The sequence below is a fragment of the Vibrio sp. FE10 genome (assembly GCF_030297155.1).
Lineage (GTDB): Bacteria > Pseudomonadota > Gammaproteobacteria > Enterobacterales > Vibrionaceae > Vibrio > Vibrio apostichopi.
Window position 1 is genome coordinate 1,392,119 of record NZ_AP028067.1, and the last position, 26,409, is coordinate 1,418,527.

Consider the following 26,409-nt stretch of genomic DNA (forward strand, 5'->3'; position numbering starts at 1 on the left):
AGCAAACAGGTAAAAATGGGTTAGATAGCTTGTTGGCAAGCAGTTTTTATTGGTGGAATGCCCCTATCTAGTTTTGGCAAACGTCACAGACAAATATACTCTTTCGTGTTCTTTCGAGAAAACAAAGAAGAAGACCAATGTTAAGTATTAAGACCGAGCTCAATCCATGTTCAATCAAGATTACCCTTTACGGCACCGAGCCAAAAATTAAGATCGGCATCAACATTATGGCATTCAATGGATGTCCCTGAGTCGAAGCTTTTGAGAATCAGTCCATCTCGCCTACGTTTATCGAAACTGAATATTTCTGCTTTTTTAGTTTTTGGGTTGTAAAGACAGCTTAGAAACGGATATAGGCTAATGAATTTACTATTGTGGCGAATGTAAAGTTTTTCTCTGCTCAACCTTTCATCGCTTTCAAATACTATGCTTTCGAATGCTGGATGATCGCCTCGAAGTAAGCTTGCACTATAAGTTGTATTTCCTGTTGCCCATTCAGTATCGATGCTATCTATAAGAACTATCTCGCATTGGCTCAGAAACTCGACCTCTTCGAGGAGTCTACTTATGACTACTGTCTGCTTCTTCCCCAATTCTTTGTATTCATGGGAGTTGACGGGGCCTCTTCCATGTTTAAAGTTGTTCAGAGGTTCAACAATGTGTTTGTTAGTACTTGTTGCAAATTCTGATTCTTTTTTACCTCGCCCTTTAAACCACATAGATGAAAAATCTTCTGCAAGAGGCGCATCCTCAACACTTCTTAAAACAGTACACGACTTTTTTAGTATCTGGCGCCAGTGGCCAGGTGACAAGCCCCCTACAAGCCCCTCGGTTAGAAGAGAGCTTACCTCATTAAGTGGCTCATTAATATGTTCCTTATATTCGTATAATAAACTTAGACCTAAAGATGCAAGAAATGATATTAATAGCTCACCATACTTCATTTGTCGGTCATATATTGCAGCATATTCTCTTTCTGCATAAATATTTCTATAAGGATACGCTAAAGGAAAAGGGTAGAGGCTTTTCACTTTGTAATTAATATCATCTTTTTGGGAAAGAGCATTTTTTAAGACCTGGGATGCTAACTTAACTTTCTTTATATTTGTTGATAAATCAACTTGATCGAAACCACCAAAAAGAGCGATTCTAAGTTGTGCTGCTTTCTGATACTCAGCACGGAGCGCTGCTTCAATGGCATTCATTTCCTCAACTAGCGATACAACTTTTTCATCAGGAACAGGAACCTTGATAGACCTTATGGATTTTATGGACTGAGTCTGTACAACTGAGTAAGAACTAGAGTCCCCAATTCTTTTATAACCCTCCTCAGAGTTTATGAATTGACAGATAAATCTAATAGTCTTAGCTTTTAATCCTTTAAAACGAAGAATAAACACAGTATCTGCTACTGCAATTCCTTCTTCAGTTGTAATAAAATAAGCGGCGGGTTTATCTCCTATTCGTTGCAGTAATATATCGCATGCTTGGGTGCGTCTAATTGGTTTACCAAAATCGGCGAGCTCTTTACTTTCTAATTCGTTGATACTTAGTTTTTCAACTCGAAGATCTCTTCCCTGAATGATTGGTTCATTTCCGTCTTTCAACTTAGCGAAACTACCACCTCGAAGGATTTCAGCCATATCACCAATTGGTTTCCATATTTTAGAGAGGCTTAAATTGATCCCCGCTATATCTCGATCCATATATTGCTCAGGAACGAGAGAATACTCATTATCTTTTATTAGAGTTACGTCCACGCTCGATGCATTAGAACCGTCGTTTACATGTAATACTCTTCTAGTAATGTCTTTTATGTCCTCACTACTTAGAAAACGTTTTCCTTTTTTAGCTTCGTGAAAACAGTCGTCAGATTTGACAAATTTAATTTTTCTATCACTCTCATGACTACTATCCGAATTTTTCTTAAAAACTAAAATTGCACATTTCAATCCCGTATGTGCTAAGAGTTTTGATGGAAGGCTAATTACAGATTTTAACATCCCGGAATTAACCCAATGACGGCGTATTTCCTGTAATTCTCCTCCAACAAATAGCGGTCTCATGTTGATTAAAAATACAGCACGACCACCAAGCCTGATATTCTGCAATCCTAGCGCTACAAAGTTCAATGACATTTCTGATGATATAACTTGATATCCTAATCGCTCTTGATAGCGAAACTGAGCTTCTGAAAGTGGTAGTCTTTGAACGGGGGGGTTGCAGAGGATCACATCAAAAGAGTTAGTAAGTGATGAGAGGTGAGGAGAAAATGCACTACTTCTATGTAGGGTGGAGTTTTTGTCACGGAAAAGATATTGATAGAGACTAGATATAAAAAATGACTTAACGTTGATTTCTATTCCTGTAAAACTAACCGTTTTATAATCCTTAGCTCTAAGTGCTCTATAGAACCCAGCAACCCCCATTGCTGGATCCAATATACTTTCATTTTCTTCTACTTGAGCAAGCTTAATCATTAGTTCTGCAACTTCTGGCGGTGTCGAAGAGTCAGAAAGGTTGATGTCAGAATAGCTAATTATCCAGTCCAAAGTGTCTACAAAATCTTGGTTTGATAATTCTAAACTGTTACAAGTAAACAGAAACCTATGTAATGAAGGGTGTTCAAAATTCAAGTCTAGTACGTTTGATATAAGTACTTGCTTAGTTAAGTTAAGAGTACTTAGTAACTCATATACAGCATTGTGTATTGTGCTTGGGTCATCGAGTTTTGTGCTTTGGCGATTAAAATTTTGTGACGCAAGTAAAATCGTAAATGCGCTCAAGAAACTATCTTTAATTGGCCTACCATTATTTCTTACCCCATCAGCAAAATCCCAAAATTCTGCTTGAATACGCTCTGAATTCATAGTCGCTTCAACTTGCACTTCTTAATTATCCTTATAGATTTAACGAGAATCTTGATTCAGGTAGAGGCTGACATTGGATATATTTTGCCTAGTTACATAATTAACTCAAGTTTCTACTGGGATTACTGCAAAAAATGGGATCTGACGTTTAAAATGCGTTTGTAACAGGTGGTTTAACAAAAATCATTCAGCTCATTGTCATATTTACATAAACGCATCGTATATGATGATACAGGTCATCATTAATATCGGAAAATACTGCCATATGTATCTTATAGCAATGTTGTTTCAATCCATGATTTCTCGTGCTTTTTGGGTTGTGATAAAAGTATCGTTTGGTTGGCTTAAAATTTACTGCTAAGAGAAAGAAACCTCGAGTATCGGATCATATCTATGGTAGCTTCGCACGTTTGTTGGTAATTATTACTGTTTTGATCGAAGGTGCGCCTAAAAACTTCCAAGAAAGCGCTCTAACTTTAAATTAAGGCGTGATGTACGCTTGGCTGCGCTGAAATGAAGCGAAAGTGCCAAGCGTGAGGAATTGCTATTATATTGTGTGGGATAAAGATTTCGCTAAAAATTAGATATCAGCACCATCGACTCTTGTTATAACAATTATCTCAGGCCAGTACATGGCACTTCCCCAGGGAAACTATCTGGACTTCTACCTGATGGAAATGCCGTGTAACCAGGACGTCTAATGTTACGGCGAGTCTCATCATAAAATACACTCAGCACACCCGTTAATAAAAACTGAAGTCCCAAATGTTCCTCGTTTGGCTGATGGTCAAATGATAGGTACTTTCCAAACATAGGACTATTTACGGGACAGGGGCGTTTTTTGAAAATAGACCAAGAGTCCAAGGCACCAATAAAGCCTACAAGATCATCAAATTTTGGTAACTCTTCTTCGTCATAAGCTTCTTGGAGCTTTGAAAAAATCCAGTTCAACGTGCCTAATTGAGGTTTGTTAATATGAGAGTGCATGCTTACTAAAGCGAGGTATGGCCCTCTCACCCTTGTCTGATTGATTGTTTTTGTACGACACAATTTTGAAGCATTCCACAGTGCCTGGCATTCCTTAAATATATCTGCGTCATTTAAGTGTTTTTTCACGGAGATTATTGCAATAACTCCTTCGGGTGGAACTATGACGCTGTCAGCAAAGCGTTGGAATACTGGATAAGTATCAGTGTCATAAATTATTATATCTAGTTGGGTTGAGTGTTGGTCAACATCTCTAGAGCGTTCTCTTCCCGTATCACCAGTTTTGACTGCTGGGCGAAGAATAAACCCGGTTAATACCTCTAACCCTTTTGGTAAAAATTTCCGTAGATATTCTCCGATAAGGTCCTCGACATATCGACCATCTTCTCCCTGATGAGCAGCACCGGCTCTCGTTTGTGACGGAACTAAAATTTCAAATTGCTTATACGTGGCAAGTAAAGCTTCTACTTCTTTTGACCAATAGTTCTGGATTCTTACTCCATCCATCAGATACTCCTCTCAAAAAATTTTTGTACATCTGGTTAATTTGATGTGCACACAACCTTAATCCCTAAACTTAACCCGTAGTTAAAATGCCGCATATAACGAATCAATGCAGGACGGCTCGTTTACCGTACTGCAATCTACATCACTCATGTAATACAGTGAATCGATCAAGCATTGAGCTTTTTCCAAACTCTTTATATCAAAATACTCAACAACGGGTTACTTGAGTCTTTTCACTGAATGACAAAAAACTATATAGCCGATATTCGTAACCTTACGTTTCAGGTGAAGTGACTAGTTTTGAAGCACATTTATACTTTTTCACTACAGCTACTTTTGATTTGTGATCTTCATATAACCTATTATAAAAACTACTCACGACAATGCGTGGTGCCTAATTTCTTAGGATGCTCCATAATAATTAGTTCAATAATTCTCGCATCAACTTCCTGAATTTTCTCACTTGAAATGACACATGGTAAAATCTGGTAGTTCTATGTCATGGTTTTGTTAACGGTCGTTATATAGAAAGCCTCTATGTTAATGCGAAATTTTCTTATTTAATTCTTTACAGTAAAAATTTTTCAGGAAATTTTCATTTGAAACAGCGAATTATCAACCTGATTTAGCTATTCAAGTCCAAAACATAGGACTATGTCAAATAAATTTAACGAAGTAGTACAAAAGCTTGTTGCTAAAGACAGGATAATTATTGGCATAATAAACGTAATTTGATGGTGCAACTATTGACATGGCGCGAATTGGTAGGGACATACCTGAGTCTGAATAGAATGCATAGACAATAGTGAGTCGCTACACATAAATCAATCTGGTTTAGGATGACTTCAAGCGTATAACCCATACGCCGCATCTACATCTAAATAAGGCGAGCGAAAACTCAATTATTAAATGTTTTAAGTATGGTCGGTTATTGTCTTAAAGTTAAGTTGTTGTTATTACTGATTAATACCAGTATAATGATAGATGTTATTGTTATCAATCTTAAAGGCAAATGATATGTCGATAAAGAGCATAAAAATTAAAAATCTATTGTCATTTGGCAGTATTGAACTAAAAAGCATTGAAGAAATAAACGCGATTGTTGGTATGAACAATGTTGGTAAGTCTAATTTTTTATCATTAGTTCAATTTTTCTATGACAAGATGGCAAGTGATAGGATTTTAGCTCCTGAATTGAATTCAAATTATAGTCCTATTGGAGAGGTTACGATAACGTACGATCTTTCTCGGATAAAAAAGATTGTCATGTCGGGGCGGAAAAATAGTAAGTTTTTCAATATTATTTACAGCGCACTTATTAAAGATGAATCTGTTTCTTTCTTTGAAATGTTCAACTCTAGTTTTAAAAGTGAAGCGAAAACTTTTGAGCTGACGTTAATTGTTAACGCCAATGGGTCTTCATATTGGCTAGAGAAAGACAAGCAAAGAATAGAGATAATTCATTACTTGTTTCCTTTTTTTCATATTGACTCTAGACATATAGATTTACATGATTGGGATAAAATATGGGATTTGATTGCTAGTATAAAATCTCTAAATGTGGATAAGATCGACATGGATGACTTTAAAGCATATATCGATTCAAAGCTTAGTGATAATGGGACGATATTTAGTGATTATATAAATATGATCGAAGACTCTATTACAATTGAAAAATATGCACATAAGGAAAAAGTTTTAAGTATTATAAAGTCTGCAGTTAAAGGTAGCGTTTTTAGTAGTGGAGGTAAAGATACAAAATACCAATCTGATGGGACAAACTCTTTTAATTATATAGAATCCACTTTAAAGCTATTAATGCTAATTACAAGAAGTGAGTATATAACTCCGTTTGTGTTCGTAGATGAGCCGGAAGTTGGTTTACATCCTAAGAAGTGTGAACAGTTAGTAAATAATATTTATAATACATATCAGAAATATGGGTTTAAAAATGGAAATCGTCGATCTATTCCTTTCCCTAAGATAGTTTTTTCGACTCATTCATCTAGTATAGTTAAGGAAGTAATAAAAAACTTCCAAGAAAACCATCAGGTTATTCATTTCTCATTAGATGAAATGAATAATACCAAGTTGCAAGTTATGAACTCAATATATAAAAAGAATAATTTTCTTAGTATATTTAGTGACAATGAAGCACGACTTTTCTTTAGTAAGTTTATTCTATTTGTCGAAGGTGAAACAGAACAAGAAATTTTTGGGAATTTTAAACTTCAGAACAAGTTTAAATCTCTTAAAGAGATTGAAGTATATAAGTGCTCAAATAATAAGATCGCCGAAGCCATTAACCCATCATATTCTAACACCTCGATCCCTTACTTGTTTTTATATGATGCAGACAAGTTTTATGAGTTTGGTATGCAGCATAGTAAAAAATTAGAAATTAAATTTTGTAATGCTACCAAAGATGTTGGTATAAAAAATGAAAAGTTGGTTCAGGAAATGAAGTATTATAAGAGAGGCTTTAATAAAGAACATAAAGAAATTTATGAACGATTAGTTCAAATGTCTAGTTTCCAAGGAGACGAATTTGAAACAGATAGTACAGGCATGTTTTTTAAGAAAAACTCGCCTTTTTATGCTTTTAGAATACAGGTTAGAGAGTATCTAAAAAACAAAAATGTTACCGTTTTTAACGATACTATTGAGGGGGCTTTAATTAGCGATAACTCAAAAGAACTGTTTTTCAAATGGCTGTTATCGGAACATGGTATTGATGTAACCCATTTGCTTGGATCAACTGTACAATTACGGACTTCAGGCAAGGTAGTTATAGATGATAAAGTTTTACTTGCGTGCATTAAGCTAATGTTTGGTGGAAAATCAGATACGCAATTTAAGAAGACACGAAAATTTAAACAAGTGGAAGACCTTGTTTTCTATATCAATGGAAAAGCAGATTGGCCACCGATCTCGAAAACCTCGGGTTGGGTAACTTCATTTTTAGATTTTTCTATTGCTGAAATAGAAAAAGAGAGTTTAGCGAACCAAGATCAAAATTTTTATACTATTTTTAATGGATATTTCCCTGAGCTTTATGCTATATTAAACAGGCTTTATCCTGATAGACTACAGAGGTCATTATCTCATTAGAGTTAATGAAAAGAGGTAACTCTTCAGAAGTTTAATTTTATCTATTTTATAGATGATTTTTTGCTTCAACGCCTCTAAATCATAGCTTGATTACAGTTATGTCAAAGTGTTCAATGTGTCACACAGTGAATTTTTGTTTTTGTATCAAAGATAAAGTGTATTGTATGTCAAAATATAATGATATTAAGATTAGTCCTTCCTTGACTTCTAAGTTGCTTGCTAACATTGATTATAATGTAGTAAGTGAAATCAAAGTTAGGAAGGACTTTACATACTCCATAATGAACAACAGTAACTTAGATGTTTTGAATCGAGAGTTAGTGTCAAGTCTTTTTTCTAAGATTCCATTAAATAACTCATGTGTAGGTTTTGTTAAGAATAAATCTTATCTAGATTTACTAGAACCTCATCGTTTTTCAACAAAGTTCACGCGTTTAGATATCTCCTCTTTTTTTCATTCTATTTCTCTAGAAGATATTAAGTTATCAATAGAGCCATATATAAAACCAAAATTTCTGGATAAGAATAAGAAAATATCCTCAATTGAGGAAATTATGAAGGCTATAACGTATGCTGTTCCGGAAGGGGCTGAAAATGTTAAGTTTAGGGGGGAAACTGTTCTGCCGATGGGGTTTTCTTCGTCGCCTATAATCTCTAATATTGTGTTCAGAAAAATTGATGTTCAAATCCACAAGTATTGCAATGAAAATAACATTATTTATACTCGTTATGCCGACGATATGTTATTTTCTTCTAATAGTGAGTTGGTTAGCCAGACCATTTTTATCAATAAAATTAGATCATTGGTTTGTCAGCTTTCGTTAAAAATTAATGAAAGGAAAACGATTACGACATCAGGTCATATTTCATTAAATGGTTATGTTATTGACGGGCGATCTGGAACTATACGCTTATCTAATCAAAAATTGTCTAGGATAAATAAGATAACACATCAATTATTGGTGAGAGGTAGGGCACCATCAGAAGTAGCAAAAAAGCTTTATGGTTATTCAATATCTAAATATGACTTTAAGTTCGGATATAGCCCAGAGTTCTTTGAGCAATATTGTAAAGATCAACTCCACAATAAAATTGCTGGAAATAGATCTTATTTGATATCAGTACTTAAGTTCAACGAACAGTATGAATGTATTTGTCCTAAATATGTGACTAAGTCCCAAGTCATGTTAGAGCGGCTCAACAAAATTCTTGATAACTGGTCTTAATTAATTCTTCACCTAATAGCGGTAAATGTATTGTTTCAAAGGTGATTAATAAGAGCAGTAAAATACTGCTCTTTGATAGTAAGTCATTAATAAAACCTACTTACGAATAATTATCTATACTTATTCATAAGCTTAATTTAGTGCTTAGTTGTATTAATTCATCTAGAAATGAATTTACTCAATTTAAGTTTCTGATTTTTCTTAGATAAGACCTCGTTACGTATAATCCACTGTAAGCCGTAATCATGAATGGCAAAATTCATTAAGGCTAGATGCCTTTTTATCCAAAAATAGACTGACTTGCTTCTTCCTTCAATTGCTCTTTCATTCGATTTAAACCCCAGAAGCTCCTTCAACCAATCGTTTTCAGCTAACTGGCCACAGTCTACGAATTGGTATTTGTTAAGAAAATAATTCAAAATAACCGATTGCCAGACATAATTTGGAGCATTCCAGTGGTAGTTAAACTTTTTTTGTTCCTCCGATATCTCTCCTGGTTGGATTGCCATCCTTTTGGCCATATCTTGAAACTTCATGTCGTAAGATAACCCCCTAAACTTAGATACGAAGCTTTGTATCGATTCTGATTTTAACTTCTCAGATTTATTTATATATTGTGTATAGCGCGACTCCCAAATCTCTAAGTTCATCCAGTAAAGACTTTCTAGTTTGATGTTATCGTGCGTGCTTGAATACCTGTAAATGAGATGTACACCGCGATCCAAAACACTTGTATGGGAGTTACTAGGCACAAAAAAGATTCTGATGTTAGTTTTATCATTTAGTTGGATTGTTGCCTTAAAAAAGGGTTTGTCCTCTAAACGGGTAAGATTAGTAATAATGGAAGTGATAACCAGTTTGGGCTCCGGTAGTGTTTTTTGATGTCGGCCAAACAATGCCACACCAACATTAGGTAAGGGTTGGCTACCTACTGCTTGCTGCAGCCAAGCTTTTGCTTTATTACTAACAAGAGCAAGACGATCTTTTACAGTAGAGCGGGATTCTTCCTGCAAACTCTGATTTACGCTTTGTATTAGTGACTCTTCCTTGCGATTGAATAGCCATGCACGAGGAGCTTCTTTTAGCACAAAACGTTTCAACTCACCTGGCGTAGTATCCAACTCAAGCATACTTATATCGATCTCGATACCACTTAGCTGACTAGCTTGAAACTTAGCTTTGTCTTGCTCCGATTTTTGGTGGCGATAATAAATTTCAACTGCGAGCCGTTCACCACCATGCTCAATGAGAGCATCCGCAATTACTTCACCTACTCTTTGTTCAACCTTGGCTGAGTATGTTGTTAACTTACTTAGCTGCTTATCAATGAGATATTCGTATGTGCAGCCCAATGGATCAACATAATTAACTAGGTGCTGGATTCTCGGTAAAAACAAGCCCTCACTCGTGAACTCTACAATTATCTGCTTAGCTGCAAAGTGAAGCGCTGATTCCCCTTTACAGGCGGTATTAGCTGTGTGGGCAAAGTGTTTAAGGCGATCTTTCTTACCGCCATTCTTAGCGACCAAAGCTTCGTTACAATCTGTGCAATAACAGCCACAGGCGAGGCCGTTTTCTACTTCTGTTATGTGTTTCATTTGACCCGAAGAGTGGCGAGCCCAAACTATGGTCTTTCTTTTTTCCGAAAACACCCTCTCAGAGTACAAATTTAAATTCCCCTAAAATATCTTCATAGCCGATGAAACTAAAATATCATACAAAGCAAATAGCAAAAATGATCAAAGGTAATATAGACATGGATTGAATCACTCGTAAATATTTAGACACACTCGTGGTATTGCGATAAGTAAGATAAATGTTTTTTTTTGGTGGGGGGGGGGATTACCCCGAGATACACAATGTGGCACTTCTGGGCTTCGAAGTGCCACATTGTGAAGGCTCTTGACAAAACGATTTAGAAGTATTTATCTAAACAGTTTACTAGGCTAGAAAAGTAACTTTACTCTCAACCAAAGCAATTGAGTAGCTTCTAACATAAAATAAAGTATTGTTCTGATAACGTTTTTTTCTATTACAGATTGACGCTGATTTGAAAAATTATATATTTCTCTAATGCAATATGCGCATTGAGGAATAGTATGTCGATTGAAAGCGTTGTGAGCTGGGCTAACAAGTTGAAAAAGAATCTGTGGTGGCGCCATGCCATCAGGTTAGCTATTGAGAAAGGTGAATTAGGAGGCGATGACTTACAGATTCTATTTACTGTTGCCAAAATGGAACATGACCTAGAGACCCAGGATGAATCATACTCAGACTATATTGCGCCACTAGACCTTACCGGTTTTGGTGAAGAAGTACAGGCTGTAACCTTAAAGAGTATTGGCAAAGTAAATCATGTATCAGCATTGGTTTCTGATGCCTTGCTGGAATTCAAAACAGAAGGCCTGACTGCGGTATATGGTGACAACGGCTCTGGCAAGTCTAGTTATGCAAAAATCCTTAAAAACGCCTGCTTAACTCGTGGTGATACCCCTAACATCCTACCTAACATATATAATGATAAATCTGGAGACCCTTCTGCTGAACTTTCGATTGTCATTGCGGAAGAACAGCATTATGTGGAGTGGGCTCTGTCTGCTGCCTCTCGAGAAGACCTAAAGTCTATTCGAATCTTCGACAACACCTCTGCCGCTCACTACATTTCTGGTGAAGATACTATTGAGTACAAGCCTGTAGGAATGAAGCTCCTGGCGCAGCTTATGCGTGCCTGTGAATTTGTGCGTGCTGAAAACGAGAACGAGAAGAGACCATATGTGTCATCTTGTCCATTGCCAAACTTTAAACCTGGTGGTAAAGCTCTCGCTTTGGTCTCGACCTTGTCGGCAAATACAAAGCCTGAAGATGTAAACGCGCTTTGTATAGATAAAGAAACAGAAGAGTCGATCCCTGCTCTTATTGAAGAACTAACGAAACTAAGAACTAGTACGCCAGAGCAGCTTCGTAAAGGTTACAGTGACAAGTGCAAAGGTTTACAGCCGCTGCTTGTTCACTTGGTGAAGGTAAAAGATAAGTTAGAGCAAGAACGTTTCGATTTAATCAAGGCTTCTTACGATGACTATAAAACAAAGCAAGGCGCGGCTGAGTTTGCTCGCAGTCAGGCTGTTGAAGGACATGACCTTGTCGGTATCTGTTCACAAGAATGGGCGCTTATGTGGTCCCACATTAAGACATTTGTTAAGACCCACAATAATACGCTGGCATTTCCACCAAATGAAGGTTCATCATGTCCTACGTGTCTCCAATCTATCTCGGGAGAAACTGAAGCTAAGCTGAAATCGTTTGATGACTACTTGAAAGACCAAACTCAGGTCGAAGCCAAGAAAGCGAAGGGAACATTTGACGCTTACATTGCAAACCTGAAGACCCTCAACTTCGATCTAAAACCGTATGAACTAGCTTTAAGCATGATCCGCGACTACAAAGCTGAGTATGCGGAGAGCATCATCACACTGAATGCAAACCTTGAGACTCTTCGCGATAACCTAATTAAGAGCGAACCGGACTTTACTTCAGTCAAGGTCGATTTCAAGGGTGTTGACTGGATTACTGCTCAGCTCGCTTCTTGGAAGATGAAAGAAACTGAAGTTGCAACGAACGAAGGCTTGGCTAAGAAAATTTCAGACATAACGGCTCAGCTCCAAGAGCTTGAAGACAGAAAAGCCTTCACCGCAGCTAAACAGAATGTAATGAGTGAGATAGGTCGTTTGCAGGCGCTCGCTCTATACAACAGCCTGAGCGGTTCTTGTCAGTCGACTTCTATCACCACTCAAACTAACGCTATTGCGAATAGTGGCGCCGTAGGTGCTCTGCAAACTGCATTCAGTGCGGAGTTGGAGAAGCTAAACTTTGACAGCTTCAATGTGGGTACCGTGACTCGCGGGCATCGCGGTAAGCAAATGCTGAAGATTCGCTTAACAGACAAACCTAATGGAATCTCGGATGTAGCAAGTGAAGGTGAGCAAAAGTGTGTTGCTTTAGCCAGTTTCTTAGCCGAACTTACTGTAGATGACAGGAGATCAGCCATCATCTTCGATGATCCGATTAACTCGCTGGATCACAGATGGCGCCGTATGTTTGCAAATCGTATAGCTCAAGAAGCTTTAACGCGACAGGTTATCGTGTTTACGCACGACATGTCGTTCTTGAAAATGCTAGAGGAGTCCACTGGGGTAGCTCAAGCTAAATTGGATGTAATTTCTATCCGAAAATTAGGTGATGTAGCCGGTTACCCATTCCAAGAACCGCCGTGGGACGCTAAGAATACAAGCGCTCGAGTTGGTGAGTTGAAGAACTTGGCTCCTAAACTCAAAAAGATGGAAACATCAGGTGATTTCAGTTACGAAATGAACGTCAAGCATGGCTATGGTTTGATGCGCGAAACCTATGAACGTCTTGTAGAAGAGTGGCTACTAAGAAAGGTTGTTGAGCGATTTGGGCGAGCGGTTAAGACTCAAAGCTTGAAAGAGATTGTCGGCGACGTTACATCTGAGGATAACGATATTATCAATGCTGCGATGTCAAAGTGCAGTACTTACATGTGCGGTCATGACAATGCGACTGGGTTGGCAGTTGACTGCCCACGAGCGAGTGAATTTGAGAAGGATGTGAACGCTTTGGACGCATATTTCAAAGCTCTGAAGAAGCGTCGTAACTAAAGTAACAATAAAGCGTCTTACTGGAGGCGCTTTAATTATTCTAGCCCCTAACCTCAGTCTTCTAAAAAGTTTCTATCAACTAATGGAATAAAACCGGAAACCAAAACAAAATATACTTCTGCTTGCCTACATAGCCGCAGGCTTGCTCTGTATAGTCAATACCTTATGCCAAGTTCGGTAACTTTCCACACTTTTAGTTATTCTTGCATTGCTAAGTAGCAAAGTCATTGGCACATTTCTGGCCAGAAACGACTTAGACAGTTTTCCGATAGTTGAATTTGGCTTGAAATGCGCCTAGTATTTTAACCAAGAAAAACTACTGTATAAGTCCACCTTTCGTCCACCCTTAATCCACCCAAGCAATATTGGAATAAAGTGGGGAAGGGGAAAGTTGATTATTTTCAGTGTATTGAGCGAGATTTACGACGTTTTTGATGGCTCAAAAACGGTGAAACCCCGATGTTGGTAGCATCGGGGTTTCGAATTTCTAGATTTCTCGACTGGTAAGATCGATAGTCTTTTCTATGCAGAAGGCTTGGAATTATCCAATCTTATTCCTTGGTAGGGAATTAGATACGGATGAAGTCCATGTGCTCAACTTTAGGCTTGAACGCGTGACGTTGAACGTCTTGCGGCTTAACCTTAACTTCTGCGCCGTCAATCAGTAGAGTGATTGCTTCGTAGAATTCAGGCTTATCCATTTGGTTGATCACTTCAGCGTGAACAAGTTCGATAGCTACAGCTGCTGCTTCGCCACCGTAGATTACAGCTGGGAATTTACCAGCGTGACGTAGGCGGCGGCTCGCACCTTTACCTAGTTCAGTACGTACTACTGCTTCAAATTTCATAGTTTTACTCTCAAATTAGTAAAAATTAACTTCACACCTCAATGCGACCTTGAGTATGTGGTAAAGCTTATGCATAAACGAGTTCATGCTTAAGCGAGCGCGGATACTAACATCACATTCAAATCTGAGCAAGTCAGAAGCCCATCTCAAAGTGAATTTCCTTCGATAAATGATTCGTTTGGAGATAAAACGTTCACTAACTCTTATTTACCCCATTTTATCGCCTTTTAGATTGCCAATCTTATCTATTTATAGTGCTGCTAAATCATCAAGTTAATGAACGGAAAATGAATGTTCGCCTAAGACTTGGTTAAGGCTTGGTTAGTTATTCTTAATGCTAATCAAACAGCAGAATGAATAGGTGAAGTTATGGAACCAGTAAGCATTGTCGTTATTACATTAAACGAAGAGAAACGAATTGGTCGCTTGATGGAAGAGTTGAGTGTGCAAACCCACCAAGAGTTCGAAGTGATTGTCGTCGACTCCAACAGTGAAGATAACACCAGAGAAGTCGCTCAGGCTTATGAAAGCGCCTTGCCAGAGCTGACTGTGCATCATATGGAAGAGCGTGGCGTGAGCTTAGGGCGAAACACTGGCGCTTCTTTGGCTAAGCATTCGAGAATCCTATTCCTAGATGCCGATGTCAGTTTGCCTCGAAACTTCTTAGCAAAAGCGCTCTATGAGCTTGATGAAAGAAAGCTGGAAGTGGCTGGCGTATACATGAGCTCTAAAGGGTTACCTTTGGTGCATAAATTAGGTTACGGGCTGTTCAACGCAGGTTTGCTTACAACCCAATACTTTTTTCCAACAGCGGTTGGTGCTTGTATTTTCTCGACCAAACGAGTGCATCAAGAGATAGGTGGCTTTGATGAAGCTATCGTCCTTTGTGAAGATTGTGATTACGTGAAAAGAGCCAGCAAGACTTGGCGTTTTCGCTTCCTTAACATGACTTTTGGATTCGACCCTAGAAGGCTTGATCAAGATGGGATCATGAAAACGGGTATGACGTATTTGAAAGCCAATGTACGACGCTTTTTCTCTGGTGAGATGCGTAACAATAAAATGAAATACAAGTTCGGACACTATAACGAGCAATAAGCGTTGGGGTTGAAATGTTTGAAGGAATAGGACTTTTCTTAGGGGCTTTAGGTGATGCGTTGATTGGCCCCAACTTGTTTGTGCCCGGTGAGCCCTTCTTTATCGCAGCGGGGTACCAAGCGTATTCAGGGGTTTGGTCTGCGCTGGTGTTTGTGATGTTTGGCGGCCTATTGGGTGATCAGTTGAGTTATTTGATTGGTTACCGATACGGCGCAAAAGCACAGCGTAAACTGATCAAGTTCCGCCCTAAAACCAGAAGGCTGATTGCGCGTTGTCGATACTTAATTGCTCGTAAGGGAACCTATCTCATAGTATTCGCCCGTCTGTTAGGGCCTATTGCATGGGTTGTGCCATTCATTGCCGGTTCTCACCGTGTACCGTGGCGTAGTTTTAGCGTATTAGCTTTGTTTGGGCTCATTCTTGGCGGCGGACAATTTATCGCTTGGGGTATGTTATTGGCGCATGGCGTCGAGAGCTTTCCTTTGCTCAACAGCGTTAAGATATTCCTCGCTGAACACCAAAGCTTACTACTTGGCGCATTTGCCGTTTTAGTCGTCACGATTATCGGTTATAGAATGAAATGGCGACACCTGATGCTGAAATCGAGTGCCTTGTTGTTAGCATCGGTTGTATACGCTAATTACGCGCATTTCTTTTGGAAAGCGGATGATTTTTTAACTCAGCAAATATCTGAAGAGGTCGCTTCTATAGACCTTGAGCAAGTGACATATAAGGCATTTCCCGGCCTGTCTCCAATTTATGACGCGCAAGCGATTAATGTTGTTTACGTTGGGGAGTCACCGCGTGAATTGATGAATCAGCTCGGTTGGATAGAGAATCAAACCTTCTCTCGTAATGAGATTGAATGGACAGGTTATCTCGCATTGTTGAAAGAGAAGACGCCGCCAGTGTCTGATTTGTACTGGCAAAACAAGCCGCAGGATATGGCTTTTCAACTGCCGGGGAATCTGATGAAAAGAAGCCATATTCGTTGGTGGAATGCAGGGCTTGATCATAATAGCAATCGACCTAAGTGGTTAGGCGCAATCAGCTACGATGATGGTCTTAAAGTGACCCCGTACTCTGGTATTGTCACCATTCTTCATCGGGTTGATCCCAATGTGGATGAAGAGCGCGATAGATTGGCAGAACAGATTAAATCGATTAATCCGAGTCTAGGCATCGCGAATTTGCCACTTGCCAAGGCTGAGGTGATGAATGATAACAATGACTATTATACCGACGGCAACATACTCATGATTGGTGCGAGTTCCTATGGTTTTGACGAACAGAAACTGGATGTTGCAGCCAATGATATATAGACCCCCGAACCAACACATAACACTCAATTCTTCCTCTTCTCCGGTTATCCCATTGATTCTTGGAATGTTCCCATTGAGCCTTGTTTGAACCCTTCTTAACATCATGCTCAGTGGGATATTCACCACTGTTGAGTTCCAAATCAAAGTCCTTGTTCCGCAATAATATCTCTGCCTTTGTCTATGCTAATAAGGTGCTATTAAGAAGCACAAGCTAAGGACAAAGTTATGCAAATGAATCCGATTGGTTGGTTTGAAATTTACGTCGACGATATGATGCGAGCGAAGGCTTTTTACGAGGCTGTGTTTAATGTCACTCTTGATAAGCTAGATGTTGAAGCTGGAATGGATGTTGAAATGTGGGTGTTCCCTTGTGATATGGACAGCTACGGCGCTACAGGTGCGCTGTGTTATATGTCTCATGTCAAAGCTGGCGGCAACAGTACAATGGTCTATTTCTCTTGTGAGGATTGTGCGACAGAAGCTAGTCGAGCCGCTGAAAACGGCGGTGCTTTACAAGTGCCGAAAATGGCGATTGGCCAGCATGGTTTTATCAGTATTGTGAGTGATAGTGAAGGCAACATGATAGGGCTTCACTCCATGCAATGACTGGCGATGGTTGGAATGACTATGATCGGATTGAATAAGGTCGGACTGACCATGGACGTGCTGGTTATGTTGAAGATGTAGCCGCTCAATACAACGGTGTATTGGTAGAAAAAAGCAGGAGTTTGCCAAATTGTGCAAACTCCCACTTTTATGTACCGCTTAGCTTTTATGTTCCGATTAAGAGCTTTATACGACTTTAGACACTTTAAGAACGAGAGAGGCTTTCAAGCCACCCATTGAACTTTTGCCTAGAGTTAAGCTGCCACGATAGCTGTGTGCCATCTCATTCACGATGTTAAGCCCTAAGCCTGTACCTGGTGTGGTTTCGTCAAGACGTACGCCTCGCTTAGTTACCTGTTCGAGCTTCTCTTCTGGGATGCCTTTACCGTCATCTTCAATAATCAATTCGACATTACCGTCGGCAAGCTCATTGGCGTGTACGCGAATAATACTGCCTGCCCACTTGTAGCTGTTTTCAAGCAGGTTACCGACCATCTCATCAAGGTCGGTTTTTTCTACTGCGACCTCAAGCTCTGAATCCAGCTCATTTATCATGGTGACATCGTTAGCCGCGTAAACCTTATCAAATGCCATCGCGATAGCTTCAACGCGCTCACAAGGCGATGACTTCACTGAAAGGATGTTCATCGCCCCCGCCATGCGTGCACGGCCAAGATGGTAATCGATTTGACTTTGAATTTGATGAATCGGTTGCTGTAACAGTTTCTTCTCGTTGTCTGGCAGCATTTCGATTTCGTTTTTCAGAACCGATAACGGTGTTTTTAACGCATGAGATAAGTTACCCGCGTGGTTACGCGCTCGTTCCAGTAACTCTTGGTAATGAAAGAGTAGGGCATTGAGGTCAGAAACTAAGGGAGAAACTTCTTTCGGGTAGTTATCGCTTAACCCTTGTTGTTCGCCTTTTCTCAACATCACCAGTTCACGCTGCATTTTGCTCAGTGGCAATAGCGACCAGCTGACTTGAATACCAATCAACATAAGTACACCAACAAACAATAGCATCAGAATTAACCATACTTGGCTGGTCAGCTCGGTAAGGGTCGATTCTAATGGATCCTCATCAATACCTATGGTGATCGTGATAGGGTCAGTGAGCTCAGGTAGGTAGATATCTTGCTCAATATAAATCAGTCTTTCTTTCTCTGGCCCTTTGATGGATGTGTGAATCGGCGAGCGTTTGATGGTGAGGTCTTTGTCCCACAGAGAGCGAGAACGAATGATCTGTTCTTGAGTCGCCGCACGCCAATAAAGGCCACTGTAAGGTTGGTTAAACCTAGGGTCAGACAGGCGCTCAGCCATGATTAGATTGCCATTTGAGTTGGTTTCGATATTGGCGGTTAGCTCGTCCATGGTGAGGCTGAGTTGTTGCTTCATATCGTCGACAAGATAATCATTAACCAGCTTTGGTATACCGATACCCGCCGCTAATATCATGGCACCTAACCAAAAAGCCGCAGCGAGGAGCAAGCGGCTTTTTAGACTGATGTTTTTAAGCGTTCTTTTTTTAAGATTCATACGTTACCAGCCTGTCTTTGCTCATCTTGTTATGAGAACAACGACGAACAGCACAGGCTGTCCATTAATTGGAGATTGCTCTTAGCTTAATTAAATACAGCACTATTCAGCATTGAGTTGGTAGCCAAGGCCACGAACGGTTTTGATGATCTTTGGTGCGATTTTTTTACGGATACGGCCGATGAAAACTTCCACAGTATTAGAGTCACGGTCGAAATCTTGCTTGTAGATATGTTCCACCAATTCTGTGCGTGAGATAACCTTGTTCTGGTTATGCATGAAGTAAGCAACCACCTTGTATTCCAATGCCGTTAGGCTTACTGCCTGACCTTGCCAAAGTACTTTAGAGCTGCGAGTGTCTAGGCTTAAATCACCAATTTGAAGAACAGGAGCAGCGCTACCAGACGCGCGACGTAATTGCGCACGAATACGAGCAATTAACTCAACCATTTCAAACGGCTTTGTTAGGTAATCATCTGCGCCTGCGTTCAAGCCTTCTACACGCTGAGTAAGAGTGTCACGCGCACTTAAGATAACGACTGGTGTATTGATATTTTCGTCTCGAATGCCTTTCAACACGGTTAAGCCATCCAGCTTCGGTAAGCCTAGGTCGAGAACTATGGCATCCCACTCTTCCGATGTTGCACGGTAGAGTGCGTCGATACCGTCTTGAGAAAGCTCTGGAACCCAGTCGGCTCCCTCAAGGGTTTCTAGAATTTGTTGGCCCAAGCGAGGTTCGTCTTCAACGACTAAAATTTTCATAATTGTTCTTCTTAATTCTTGTAATGACTGTTCGCGGTGCTTAATTGCTCGTCGTGATTAATAGTATCTTTAAAGTTGCGCCCTTAATTATTCGTCGTGTTTAATTGCGTCTTTAAAGTTTCGGCCTTTAATCATGAGCATCTCTAACGTTTCGGCGTTGTATTCGACTTTGATGATGTTGTTTTGGTAATTAATTTTTAGTTCATAAACCCAAATATCATCGTCTTCTTCTAGTTCTACTTTAATGATTCGACCATGAAGATCGTTCTCAACGGCCGCATACATTTCTGAGAAAGGGCGAATATAGCCTTCGCGTACCGCTTCGTAGACTTCGTCTTGATCTTCTTCAAATTCGATACGAGTTCCTGCTTTATGAACATCTTGCACTAAGTCGTGGCCGTTATGATGTGAGTCGGCCCATGCACCAGCAGAAACAAATAAGCCTAAGCTTATAGAAAACAAAGAAATCATAGCTTTACTAAACATAGCGAATCCTAGAGAAGGTTGATAGCGTTCAGTATAAAAAAGTAATTCTGAACAGAAAGTGAACCTGATTAATAATGAGAATTTGATACCTAAAAACTGAACGCTTAATAGCGGAAGGCCTGATAAATGAAGACTAACTGCCGAGTGTTAAGAACGTAATACTTATCTTTATACTTATACTTATACTTAACCTTAACGCTGCTGTAGCTCGTCTTCGAATATCTTGTCTCTCATTTTCCAAAAGCGTCCCACTTTACGCGCAATCACGAATTGAGGTGGGCGGAATCGATGTTGGTGAGCAACCACTTTACTTGGTGAAGCTTCTTCAAATGGTCGGTGTCGGTCGGCAAGGTGAGGGCGAACAAACTGGTCCTTAAAGTTCTGCTTCTGTTTCTTGGTGGTCAATGACCAGAACTCATGCACTTGTGCTTGGTTCTCACCGCGGTAGGTAACCTTAAGTTGCGACTTGCCTTTGTCGTCCTTGAGAACGTTAAGGTCCATCTCTAAACACTCAAACACCAACGCATCTTTTAGGTTTAATGCTTCTTTCAGCTTTTTATCTGGGTCAACTAAGGTGGCATCGCACTCATGACAAATACGCGCGGCGATGTCGTTGTCTGCGCCGCATTCACCACAGTACTTAGCGCGAAAACGATAGTTACAGTGCTCGCGTTCCCCTGTGTCTTCATCGGTAAAGTAACCTTGGCATTTACGGCCAAAGTGTTCGAGTAAGAATCCATTGCTGTCTAGCTTGCCCCAAAAGTTATTATTGAAGCCGCAAGCAGGGCAGGGAATGGTGATGATTTCACTGTCAGAATCGGGTTTTGGGTCGCCCACTTCAGGTTGATAAAGGTCGTAACTGTTGCCTGCATAGTCGAGCACTAAACACTCTTTTTTACCTGGAGACAAGCGCAGGCCACGGCCGACGATTTGTTGGTACAAACTAATAGATTCAGTTGGGCGTAGAATCGCGATTAAATCGACATGCGGCGCATCAAAACCTGTGGTTAATACCGATACGTTAACCAAGAACTTGATTTTACGTTCTTTGAAATCGTTAATGATTTGGTCGCGCTCTAGCGTAGGCGTGTCGCCGATTACAATTGATGATTCACCTTCCGGTAGTAAGCCAAGGATCTCTTGTGCGTGTCTAACCGTCGCAGCGAATACCATGATGCCGAGTTTGTCTTTGGCCAGTTCAATGATTTGGTCGACAATTTGTGGGGTGGCTCGTTTAGACTGCTCGATCACCATATCGAGTTCGGCTTCTTTGTATCGACCTGTACTTGCTGGTTTTAATTGAGAGAAGTCGTAGCTCAATACGGGCGCATCGATCATTCGAGCTGGTGTGAGAAAGCCTTCGTCCAACAAGTAGCGAATCGGGAGTTCGAAAATACAGTCTCTGAAAAAACGAGGTTCTTCAGATCGAACTTGGCCACGGGTGTGATATTGGTAAAGCCACCCCATACCAAGACGATAAGGCGTCGCGGTCAATCCAAGCACCTTTATGCCCGAATTATTCTCACGTAAGTGAGTGATCACTTTTTGATAGCTACTGGTCTTTTCATCTGGCACGCGGTGGCATTCATCGATAACCAATAACGAGAATTGATTGGAGAATGAATCGAGGTTTCGAACCACGGATTGAACTGAAGCAAACACTACTTGTTGGTCGGTCTCTTTACGCCCTAAACCGGCAGAGAAAATTGAACCTTTTAGCCCATAACCTTCATATTTTTCATGGTTTTGCTCAACGAGCTCTTTTACGTGAGCAAGCACTAGAACTCGACCTTTAGCAAGCCTTGCTAGTTCTGCAATCACAAGGCTTTTTCCAGCGCCTGTCGGCAACACAAGAACAGCCGGTGTTTGGTGTTTTCTGAAGTAATGAATCACTGATTTTACTGAGTCAGCTTGGTACGGGCGGAGTGTATACATATCGTGTCTTGTAAAATGAAAAACAAATAGTGTGAAATAGCTCAACTAATTGAGCAAAGGTGACTATAATACCCGACTTAGATTAGTTGAGGTATTCATGCGTTTAGATAAATTTCTGTGCGATGCATTAGGCGTCACTCGAAGAGAAGCAACACACTTATTAAAATCAAAAGCAGTAACAGTAAATGATGTCATTCAAAAAAGCGGCTCACTTAAGGTAACTGAAGAGTGCGTTGTGGAATGGCAAGGCAATGAACTGAATGTTCACGGCCCGCGTTACATCATGCTTTACAAGCCAGAAGGTTTTGTTTGTTCGCATGAAGATGGTTCAAATCGTACTGCGTTTGAACTACTCGATGAAATCAAAATGGATAAGTTGCACTTTGCAGGTCGTTTAGATGTTGATACTACAGGTCTTGTCTTAATGACAGACGACGGTAAGTGGTCTCATCGTATTACGTCGCCAAAGCATAAGTGCGAGAAGATGTACCGAGTGTGGTTGGTTGAACCTGTTGAAGACGATTACGTTGAAAAGTTCAAAGAGGGCATCCAGCTTAAGAGCGAAGACGGCCTAACACTTCCAGCACACCTTGAAGTACGTGCAGAGCGTGAAGTGTTACTAACGATTCACGAAGGCAAATACCATCAAGTAAAACGCATGTTTGCAGCTCTTGGTAACAAGGTAGAAGCACTACACCGTGAACGTATTGGTGAAATCGAGATGGACGAATCTTTAGAGTTGGGTGAATACCGTTACCTAACACAAGAAGAAGTCGACTCTATCTGGAAGTAATCTTTTCTACCGTAGATGTGGCCGACTAAGGATAGCGTCGGCTGATTATTTTTGACTGGTACTAGGACAGTTTCAGCCATTATTACTATATGTTCATGTATGTGTGCGCATATTCGTGTATCACTGTGCGTGTTCGTGTATGGCTATGTGTATATTCGTATATTGCTGCGTGCATGCTCGTGCTCACATAGAACTTAGTACTTAGTCGGAGAGTTATGCAAACGTCTACCTCACAGACCCCAAGCTCACAATCACAAACTCCTCAGTTAGGTTGGATGCTATTTTTGGTTCTGGGCGCTATTGGTGCTTTAACACCACTCGCCATCGATATGTACCTACCTGCAATGCCAACGATCGCCAAAGATCTTGGTGTGACAGCAGGGGAAGTGCAAATCACACTTACCGCGTACACCGCAGGCTTCGCTTTGGGTCAGTTGTTACATGGCCCGTTAGCCGACAGTTATGGTCGAAAGCCCGTTCTACTGATTGGTGTATTCTTCTTTGCGCTAGCGTCTGTCGTGAGTGCGACGACTCATGGCATTGAAGCGCTAACGTTAGTTCGTACCGCTCAAGGTTTTGCAGGTGCGGCGGCGGCGGTCATTATTCAAGCGGTTGTGCGTGATATGTTCGACCGTGAAGATTTCGCGAGAACCATGTCGTTCGTTACCTTAGTGATGACGGTTGCGCCACTTATCGCGCCGATGATTGGCGGCTATTTGGCATTGTGGTTCGGTTGGCGTTCAATCTTTTGGGTGTTGGCTATTTTTGCGGTGATCGTGATTCTCGCGGTGATAATCAAAATCCCTGAGACTCTGCCTGTTGAAAATCGTCAACTATTGCGCTTTAAAACCACGATTCGTAATTACGCTCGTTTATGTAAAAACTCGACCGCTATGGGCCTAATTTTCTCGGGTGCGTTCTCGTTCTCTGGGATGTTTGCATTCTTAACCGCAGGCTCTTTTGTCTACATTGATATCTATGGCGTACGTCCTGACTTGTTCGGTTATCTGTTTGGCCTAAACATCGTAGCGATGATCCTGATGACAACCATCAATGGTCGAATCGTTAAGAAGGTCGGTTCTCATACGATGTTGAGAGCGGCGTTGGTTATTCAATTACTGGCTGGGTTAGGCTTGCTCGTCGGTTGGGCGTTGGATTTAGGACTTTGGGGAATTGTGCCATTTGTGATGCTATTTATTGGCACCATTTCTACTATCGGCAGTAACTCTATGGGTCTACTGCTAAGTGGTTATCCAAACATGGCAGGTACGGCTTCATCGCTTGCGGGAACATTAAGATTTGGTACTGGTTCTGTCGTTGGGGCTATCGTTGCGATGCTGCCAAGTGACAGTGCTGGGTCTATGGCTATGGTAATGGCTGCGTGTGCAGTAATGTCAGCATTACTATATTGGACATTAGGAAAGAAGGCATAATGTCAAAATACTATATTGAAATTCAGAAGTTAGTGAATGATGCATTGGGTGAGCTTTACGCTCTACACAAAGCAGGCAAAGCGATTGATGCGCCTATTGCGAACAACCTTTATTTGGTTCGTTGGGTGACGAAAGCGATTAAGGCTCAGTCTTATGATCGTGTGATTGTTCCTGATTTGGTGCGTTGGCAGAAGCAGGGTCGTTCAAAAGGCAACAACTCTGATTTAACCTTTACCTTCAAACGTATTTCTGCGTTTTACGGTAAATTCTTCCCTGAAGGCGAAGAACCAAAAGCGTTGAAAGACAGCGACGTTGAAGCCTTTATGGACAAGATGTACGAGATGGGTTGGAGCGTATCGAGTGAAGATGAGCTGACGACTGGCGGCAAAATTCAGTTCTTCACTGATGGTGAGCACTCTTTTGCACTTTGTGGCAAACAGTGTGATGACTCGTTCGACGGTGAGCTAATGGTTAAGCCAATGAACTGGTTTGTTCGTGGTAACCACGCTGAGTTTATTCAAGCAGCGATGGAAGCAGGTTTCATGCTTCACAAAGTCACTGACTACAAGTCAGCGGTGAAGTACCACGGTGAATACATCGTGTATCCTGCTAACCAAGGCAACCAACTTGCAGAGATCCCAATTAGCGTTGTCGGCTAGTAGCGGATTCGGGATACGAGATGAGAGATACGAAGAGCGGAATTATCCGCTCTTTTTTGCCTCTCACTGAGCATGTCGCTAATTTGCTGTTAAGTCTTTTCGCATCCCGTCACCCGAATCTCGCATCTGCTCTTGTGCCTGCTTCTCAATCGCCTTCACCATGCCTTTAAAGATAAACAGGTGGGCTGGCATCATTGCGAACCAATAGAGTAGACCTAGAAAGCCTTTCGGGTGCCACCAAGCAGATATATTGAGCTCTCGTGACTCTCCATTATCCGACACGGTGATTTCTAAGCGTCCTAAACCGGGTCCTTTCATTCCAAAAAGCAGAGACAAAAACTGGTTCTCTTCGCAGCGAATGACTTTCCATGAATCGATTTTGTCACCGACTTTTAGATTCGGCCCTTCTGGCATTTGTCGAACCGGAATACCGCCGCCAAATAAAAGGTCGAGCCATTCTCGTGTACGCCACAATGCATTAGCAAAGAAGTAACCTTGCTTCGGGCTTCCTATCTGTTGTGCAATCTGCCACAAAGACTCTAATGATGCCGTTGAGGTAATACTGGCTCCGGTTTTCTTTGGGTAATAACCATACCCAGCCTGCCAGCGTTTAAACGCGGTTTTATCGAAGCCCCACACATTACTTTTCACGAAGTTGCCTTCAGAGTGAATGGTTTGTTCGACCATGCGCTCGAACGACATCAGCTTTTGTGGGTACTTTTCACTAATGGTAGTCGAGTTAGCAATGAAGTCATGCTTAAGGCCCGCGAGAAGTGCTCTGCCTATATTTGATGGGACAGAGGTCACCACGCCTAACCAATAAGACGCAATTTGTGGTGTGAGTAGCGATGTCGCCCATAGTCGAAGAGGGCGGTCCGCGGTTTTAGCGATATGAGCAAACTGGTTTCGATAAGAGACAATATCAGGCCCACCGACTTCGAAGGTTTGGTGCTCTGTCGGAGTGTCTTGCGCCAGTTTGAGTAGGTAATGGTTGAGGTTCTGCAACGCTATTGGATTCGCTTTGGAATCCACCCATTTTGGCGCAATCATGATGGGTAGGTTGTAAACAAAGTCTCGCATGATCTCGAACGCCGCTGAGCCTGGGCCGATAATCACGCCAGCTTGCAATTCGGTTATTGGCACTGAGCCTTTTCGTAATAAGTCACCGGTTTGCTTGCGGGCTTGTAAATGTTCCGAATCCGCCGTTTGTGGTTGAAGCGAACTTAGATAGATCACGTGTTTATTATTCGGAGTTAACGCAGAGATAAAATTGCGCGCCAGATTCAATTCATAGTCGATGAAATCGTGGCCCTCAGCCATCCCATGCACCAGAAAGAAAATAAGGTCAAAGTCAGGGACGAGCGCTTGAGTCGCTGCTTGATCGGCAAGATCAAGATACACGAGCGATAGATTATCGTGAGGCTCGGTTCGTGCTTTTAAATAGTCGATATGCCTTGCTGCTGCGGTGACTTGATAGCCTTGTTCAAGCAGGAGAGGGAGGAGCTGCGAACCAACATATCCAGAAGCGCCTAAAACCAGTACTTTCTTCATTGT

The 26,409-nt window shown here is 41.0% G+C and carries 18 protein-coding genes; 9 read left to right on the forward strand and 9 right to left on the reverse strand.

Features of this window, described 5'->3' with window-relative positions; translation table 11 throughout:
• Positions 1-170 precede the first annotated feature (170 nt).
• Both QUF19_RS06350 and QUF19_RS06355 read right to left on the reverse strand, forming a co-directional pair.
• Positions 171-2,888 (reverse strand): N-6 DNA methylase, encoded by a 2,718-nt coding sequence (locus QUF19_RS06350; RefSeq protein WP_286297671.1) that lies wholly within the window; start codon positions 2,886-2,888, stop codon positions 171-173.
• 597 nt (positions 2,889-3,485) lie between these two features.
• A complete protein-coding gene (locus tag QUF19_RS06355) occupies positions 3,486-4,364 on the reverse strand; it encodes a DUF6602 domain-containing protein (protein ID WP_286297673.1) in 879 nt (292 codons plus the stop codon).
• A gap of 1,017 nt (positions 4,365-5,381) precedes the next feature.
• Here QUF19_RS06355 and QUF19_RS06360 point away from each other — a divergent pair.
• Both QUF19_RS06360 and QUF19_RS06365 read left to right on the forward strand, forming a co-directional pair.
• Positions 5,382-7,475: a retron Eco8 family effector endonuclease gene (locus QUF19_RS06360; protein ID WP_286297676.1), complete on the forward strand. Its 2,094-nt coding sequence runs from the start codon at positions 5,382-5,384 to the stop codon at positions 7,473-7,475.
• Positions 7,476-7,639: 164 nt separating this feature from the next.
• Positions 7,640-8,701: a reverse transcriptase domain-containing protein gene (locus QUF19_RS06365; protein WP_286297678.1), complete on the forward strand. Its 1,062-nt coding sequence runs from the start codon at positions 7,640-7,642 to the stop codon at positions 8,699-8,701.
• A 158-nt stretch (positions 8,702-8,859) separates the two neighbouring features.
• On the opposite strand, the gene QUF19_RS06370 is transcribed toward QUF19_RS06365, so the two are convergent.
• A complete protein-coding gene (locus tag QUF19_RS06370) occupies positions 8,860-10,299 on the reverse strand; it encodes a hypothetical protein (RefSeq protein ID WP_286297681.1) in 1,440 nt (479 codons plus the stop codon).
• A 501-nt stretch (positions 10,300-10,800) separates the two neighbouring features.
• On the opposite strand from QUF19_RS06370, the gene QUF19_RS06375 reads away from it, so the two are divergent.
• Positions 10,801-13,377 carry an AAA family ATPase gene (locus tag QUF19_RS06375; protein WP_286297684.1) on the forward strand — a complete coding sequence of 859 codons (2,577 nt, stop codon included), beginning with the start codon at positions 10,801-10,803 and terminating at the stop codon, positions 13,375-13,377.
• A gap of 569 nt (positions 13,378-13,946) precedes the next feature.
• On the opposite strand, the gene rplY is transcribed toward QUF19_RS06375, so the two are convergent.
• On the reverse strand, positions 13,947-14,225 hold the full coding sequence (gene rplY, locus QUF19_RS06380; RefSeq protein ID WP_017079048.1) for a 50S ribosomal protein L25: 279 nt from the start codon (positions 14,223-14,225) through the stop codon (positions 13,947-13,949).
• Between the two features lie 369 nt (positions 14,226-14,594).
• On the opposite strand from rplY, the gene QUF19_RS06385 reads away from it, so the two are divergent.
• The 3 genes from QUF19_RS06385 to QUF19_RS06395 all read left to right on the forward strand — a co-directional run bounded on the left by QUF19_RS06385 (position 14,595) and on the right by QUF19_RS06395 (position 17,251).
• Entirely contained in the window at positions 14,595-15,323 is a 729-nt protein-coding gene (locus QUF19_RS06385) for a glycosyltransferase family 2 protein (protein WP_286297695.1), read from the forward strand.
• 14 nt (positions 15,324-15,337) lie between these two features.
• Entirely contained in the window at positions 15,338-16,645 is a 1,308-nt protein-coding gene (locus tag QUF19_RS06390; RefSeq protein WP_286297697.1) for an LssY C-terminal domain-containing protein, read from the forward strand.
• 225 nt (positions 16,646-16,870) lie between these two features.
• On the forward strand, positions 16,871-17,251 hold the full coding sequence (locus tag QUF19_RS06395) for a VOC family protein (protein ID WP_017111624.1): 381 nt from the start codon (positions 16,871-16,873) through the stop codon (positions 17,249-17,251).
• Positions 17,252-17,437: 186 nt separating this feature from the next.
• Here the strand turns inward: QUF19_RS06395 and QUF19_RS06400 are convergent, their stop codons facing one another.
• From QUF19_RS06400 to radD, 4 genes are all read right to left on the reverse strand, one after another.
• Entirely contained in the window at positions 17,438-18,787 is a 1,350-nt protein-coding gene (locus QUF19_RS06400; RefSeq protein WP_286297702.1) for an ATP-binding protein, read from the reverse strand.
• Between the two features lie 102 nt (positions 18,788-18,889).
• Positions 18,890-19,549 (reverse strand): response regulator transcription factor, encoded by a 660-nt coding sequence (locus QUF19_RS06405; protein ID WP_017111626.1) that lies wholly within the window; start codon positions 19,547-19,549, stop codon positions 18,890-18,892.
• 87 nt (positions 19,550-19,636) lie between these two features.
• A complete protein-coding gene (locus QUF19_RS06410; RefSeq protein ID WP_286297708.1) occupies positions 19,637-20,035 on the reverse strand; it encodes a PepSY domain-containing protein in 399 nt (132 codons plus the stop codon).
• A 192-nt stretch (positions 20,036-20,227) separates the two neighbouring features.
• Positions 20,228-21,970 carry a DNA repair helicase RadD gene (gene radD / locus QUF19_RS06415; RefSeq protein ID WP_286297712.1) on the reverse strand — a complete coding sequence of 581 codons (1,743 nt, stop codon included), beginning with the start codon at positions 21,968-21,970 and terminating at the stop codon, positions 20,228-20,230.
• Positions 21,971-22,067: 97 nt separating this feature from the next.
• Between radD and rsuA the strand changes: the two genes are divergently transcribed.
• The 3 genes from rsuA (at position 22,068) to QUF19_RS06430 (ending at position 24,855) form a co-directional block, all read left to right on the forward strand.
• A complete protein-coding gene (gene rsuA / locus QUF19_RS06420; RefSeq protein WP_009847085.1) occupies positions 22,068-22,763 on the forward strand; it encodes a 16S rRNA pseudouridine(516) synthase RsuA in 696 nt (231 codons plus the stop codon).
• 215 nt (positions 22,764-22,978) lie between these two features.
• Positions 22,979-24,196 carry a Bcr/CflA family multidrug efflux MFS transporter gene (locus QUF19_RS06425; RefSeq protein WP_286297724.1) on the forward strand — a complete coding sequence of 406 codons (1,218 nt, stop codon included), beginning with the start codon at positions 22,979-22,981 and terminating at the stop codon, positions 24,194-24,196.
• On the forward strand, positions 24,196-24,855 hold the full coding sequence (locus QUF19_RS06430; protein WP_017108238.1) for a DUF2913 family protein: 660 nt from the start codon (positions 24,196-24,198) through the stop codon (positions 24,853-24,855). The genes QUF19_RS06425 and QUF19_RS06430 overlap by 1 nt, the downstream gene beginning before the upstream one ends.
• 78 nt (positions 24,856-24,933) lie before the next feature.
• Here the strand turns inward: QUF19_RS06430 and QUF19_RS06435 are convergent, their stop codons facing one another.
• Complete coding sequence (locus tag QUF19_RS06435) at positions 24,934-26,406, reverse strand: DUF2867 domain-containing protein (protein ID WP_286297730.1); 1,473 nt, start codon at positions 26,404-26,406, stop codon at positions 24,934-24,936.
• Positions 26,407-26,409: the final 3 nt, after the last annotated feature.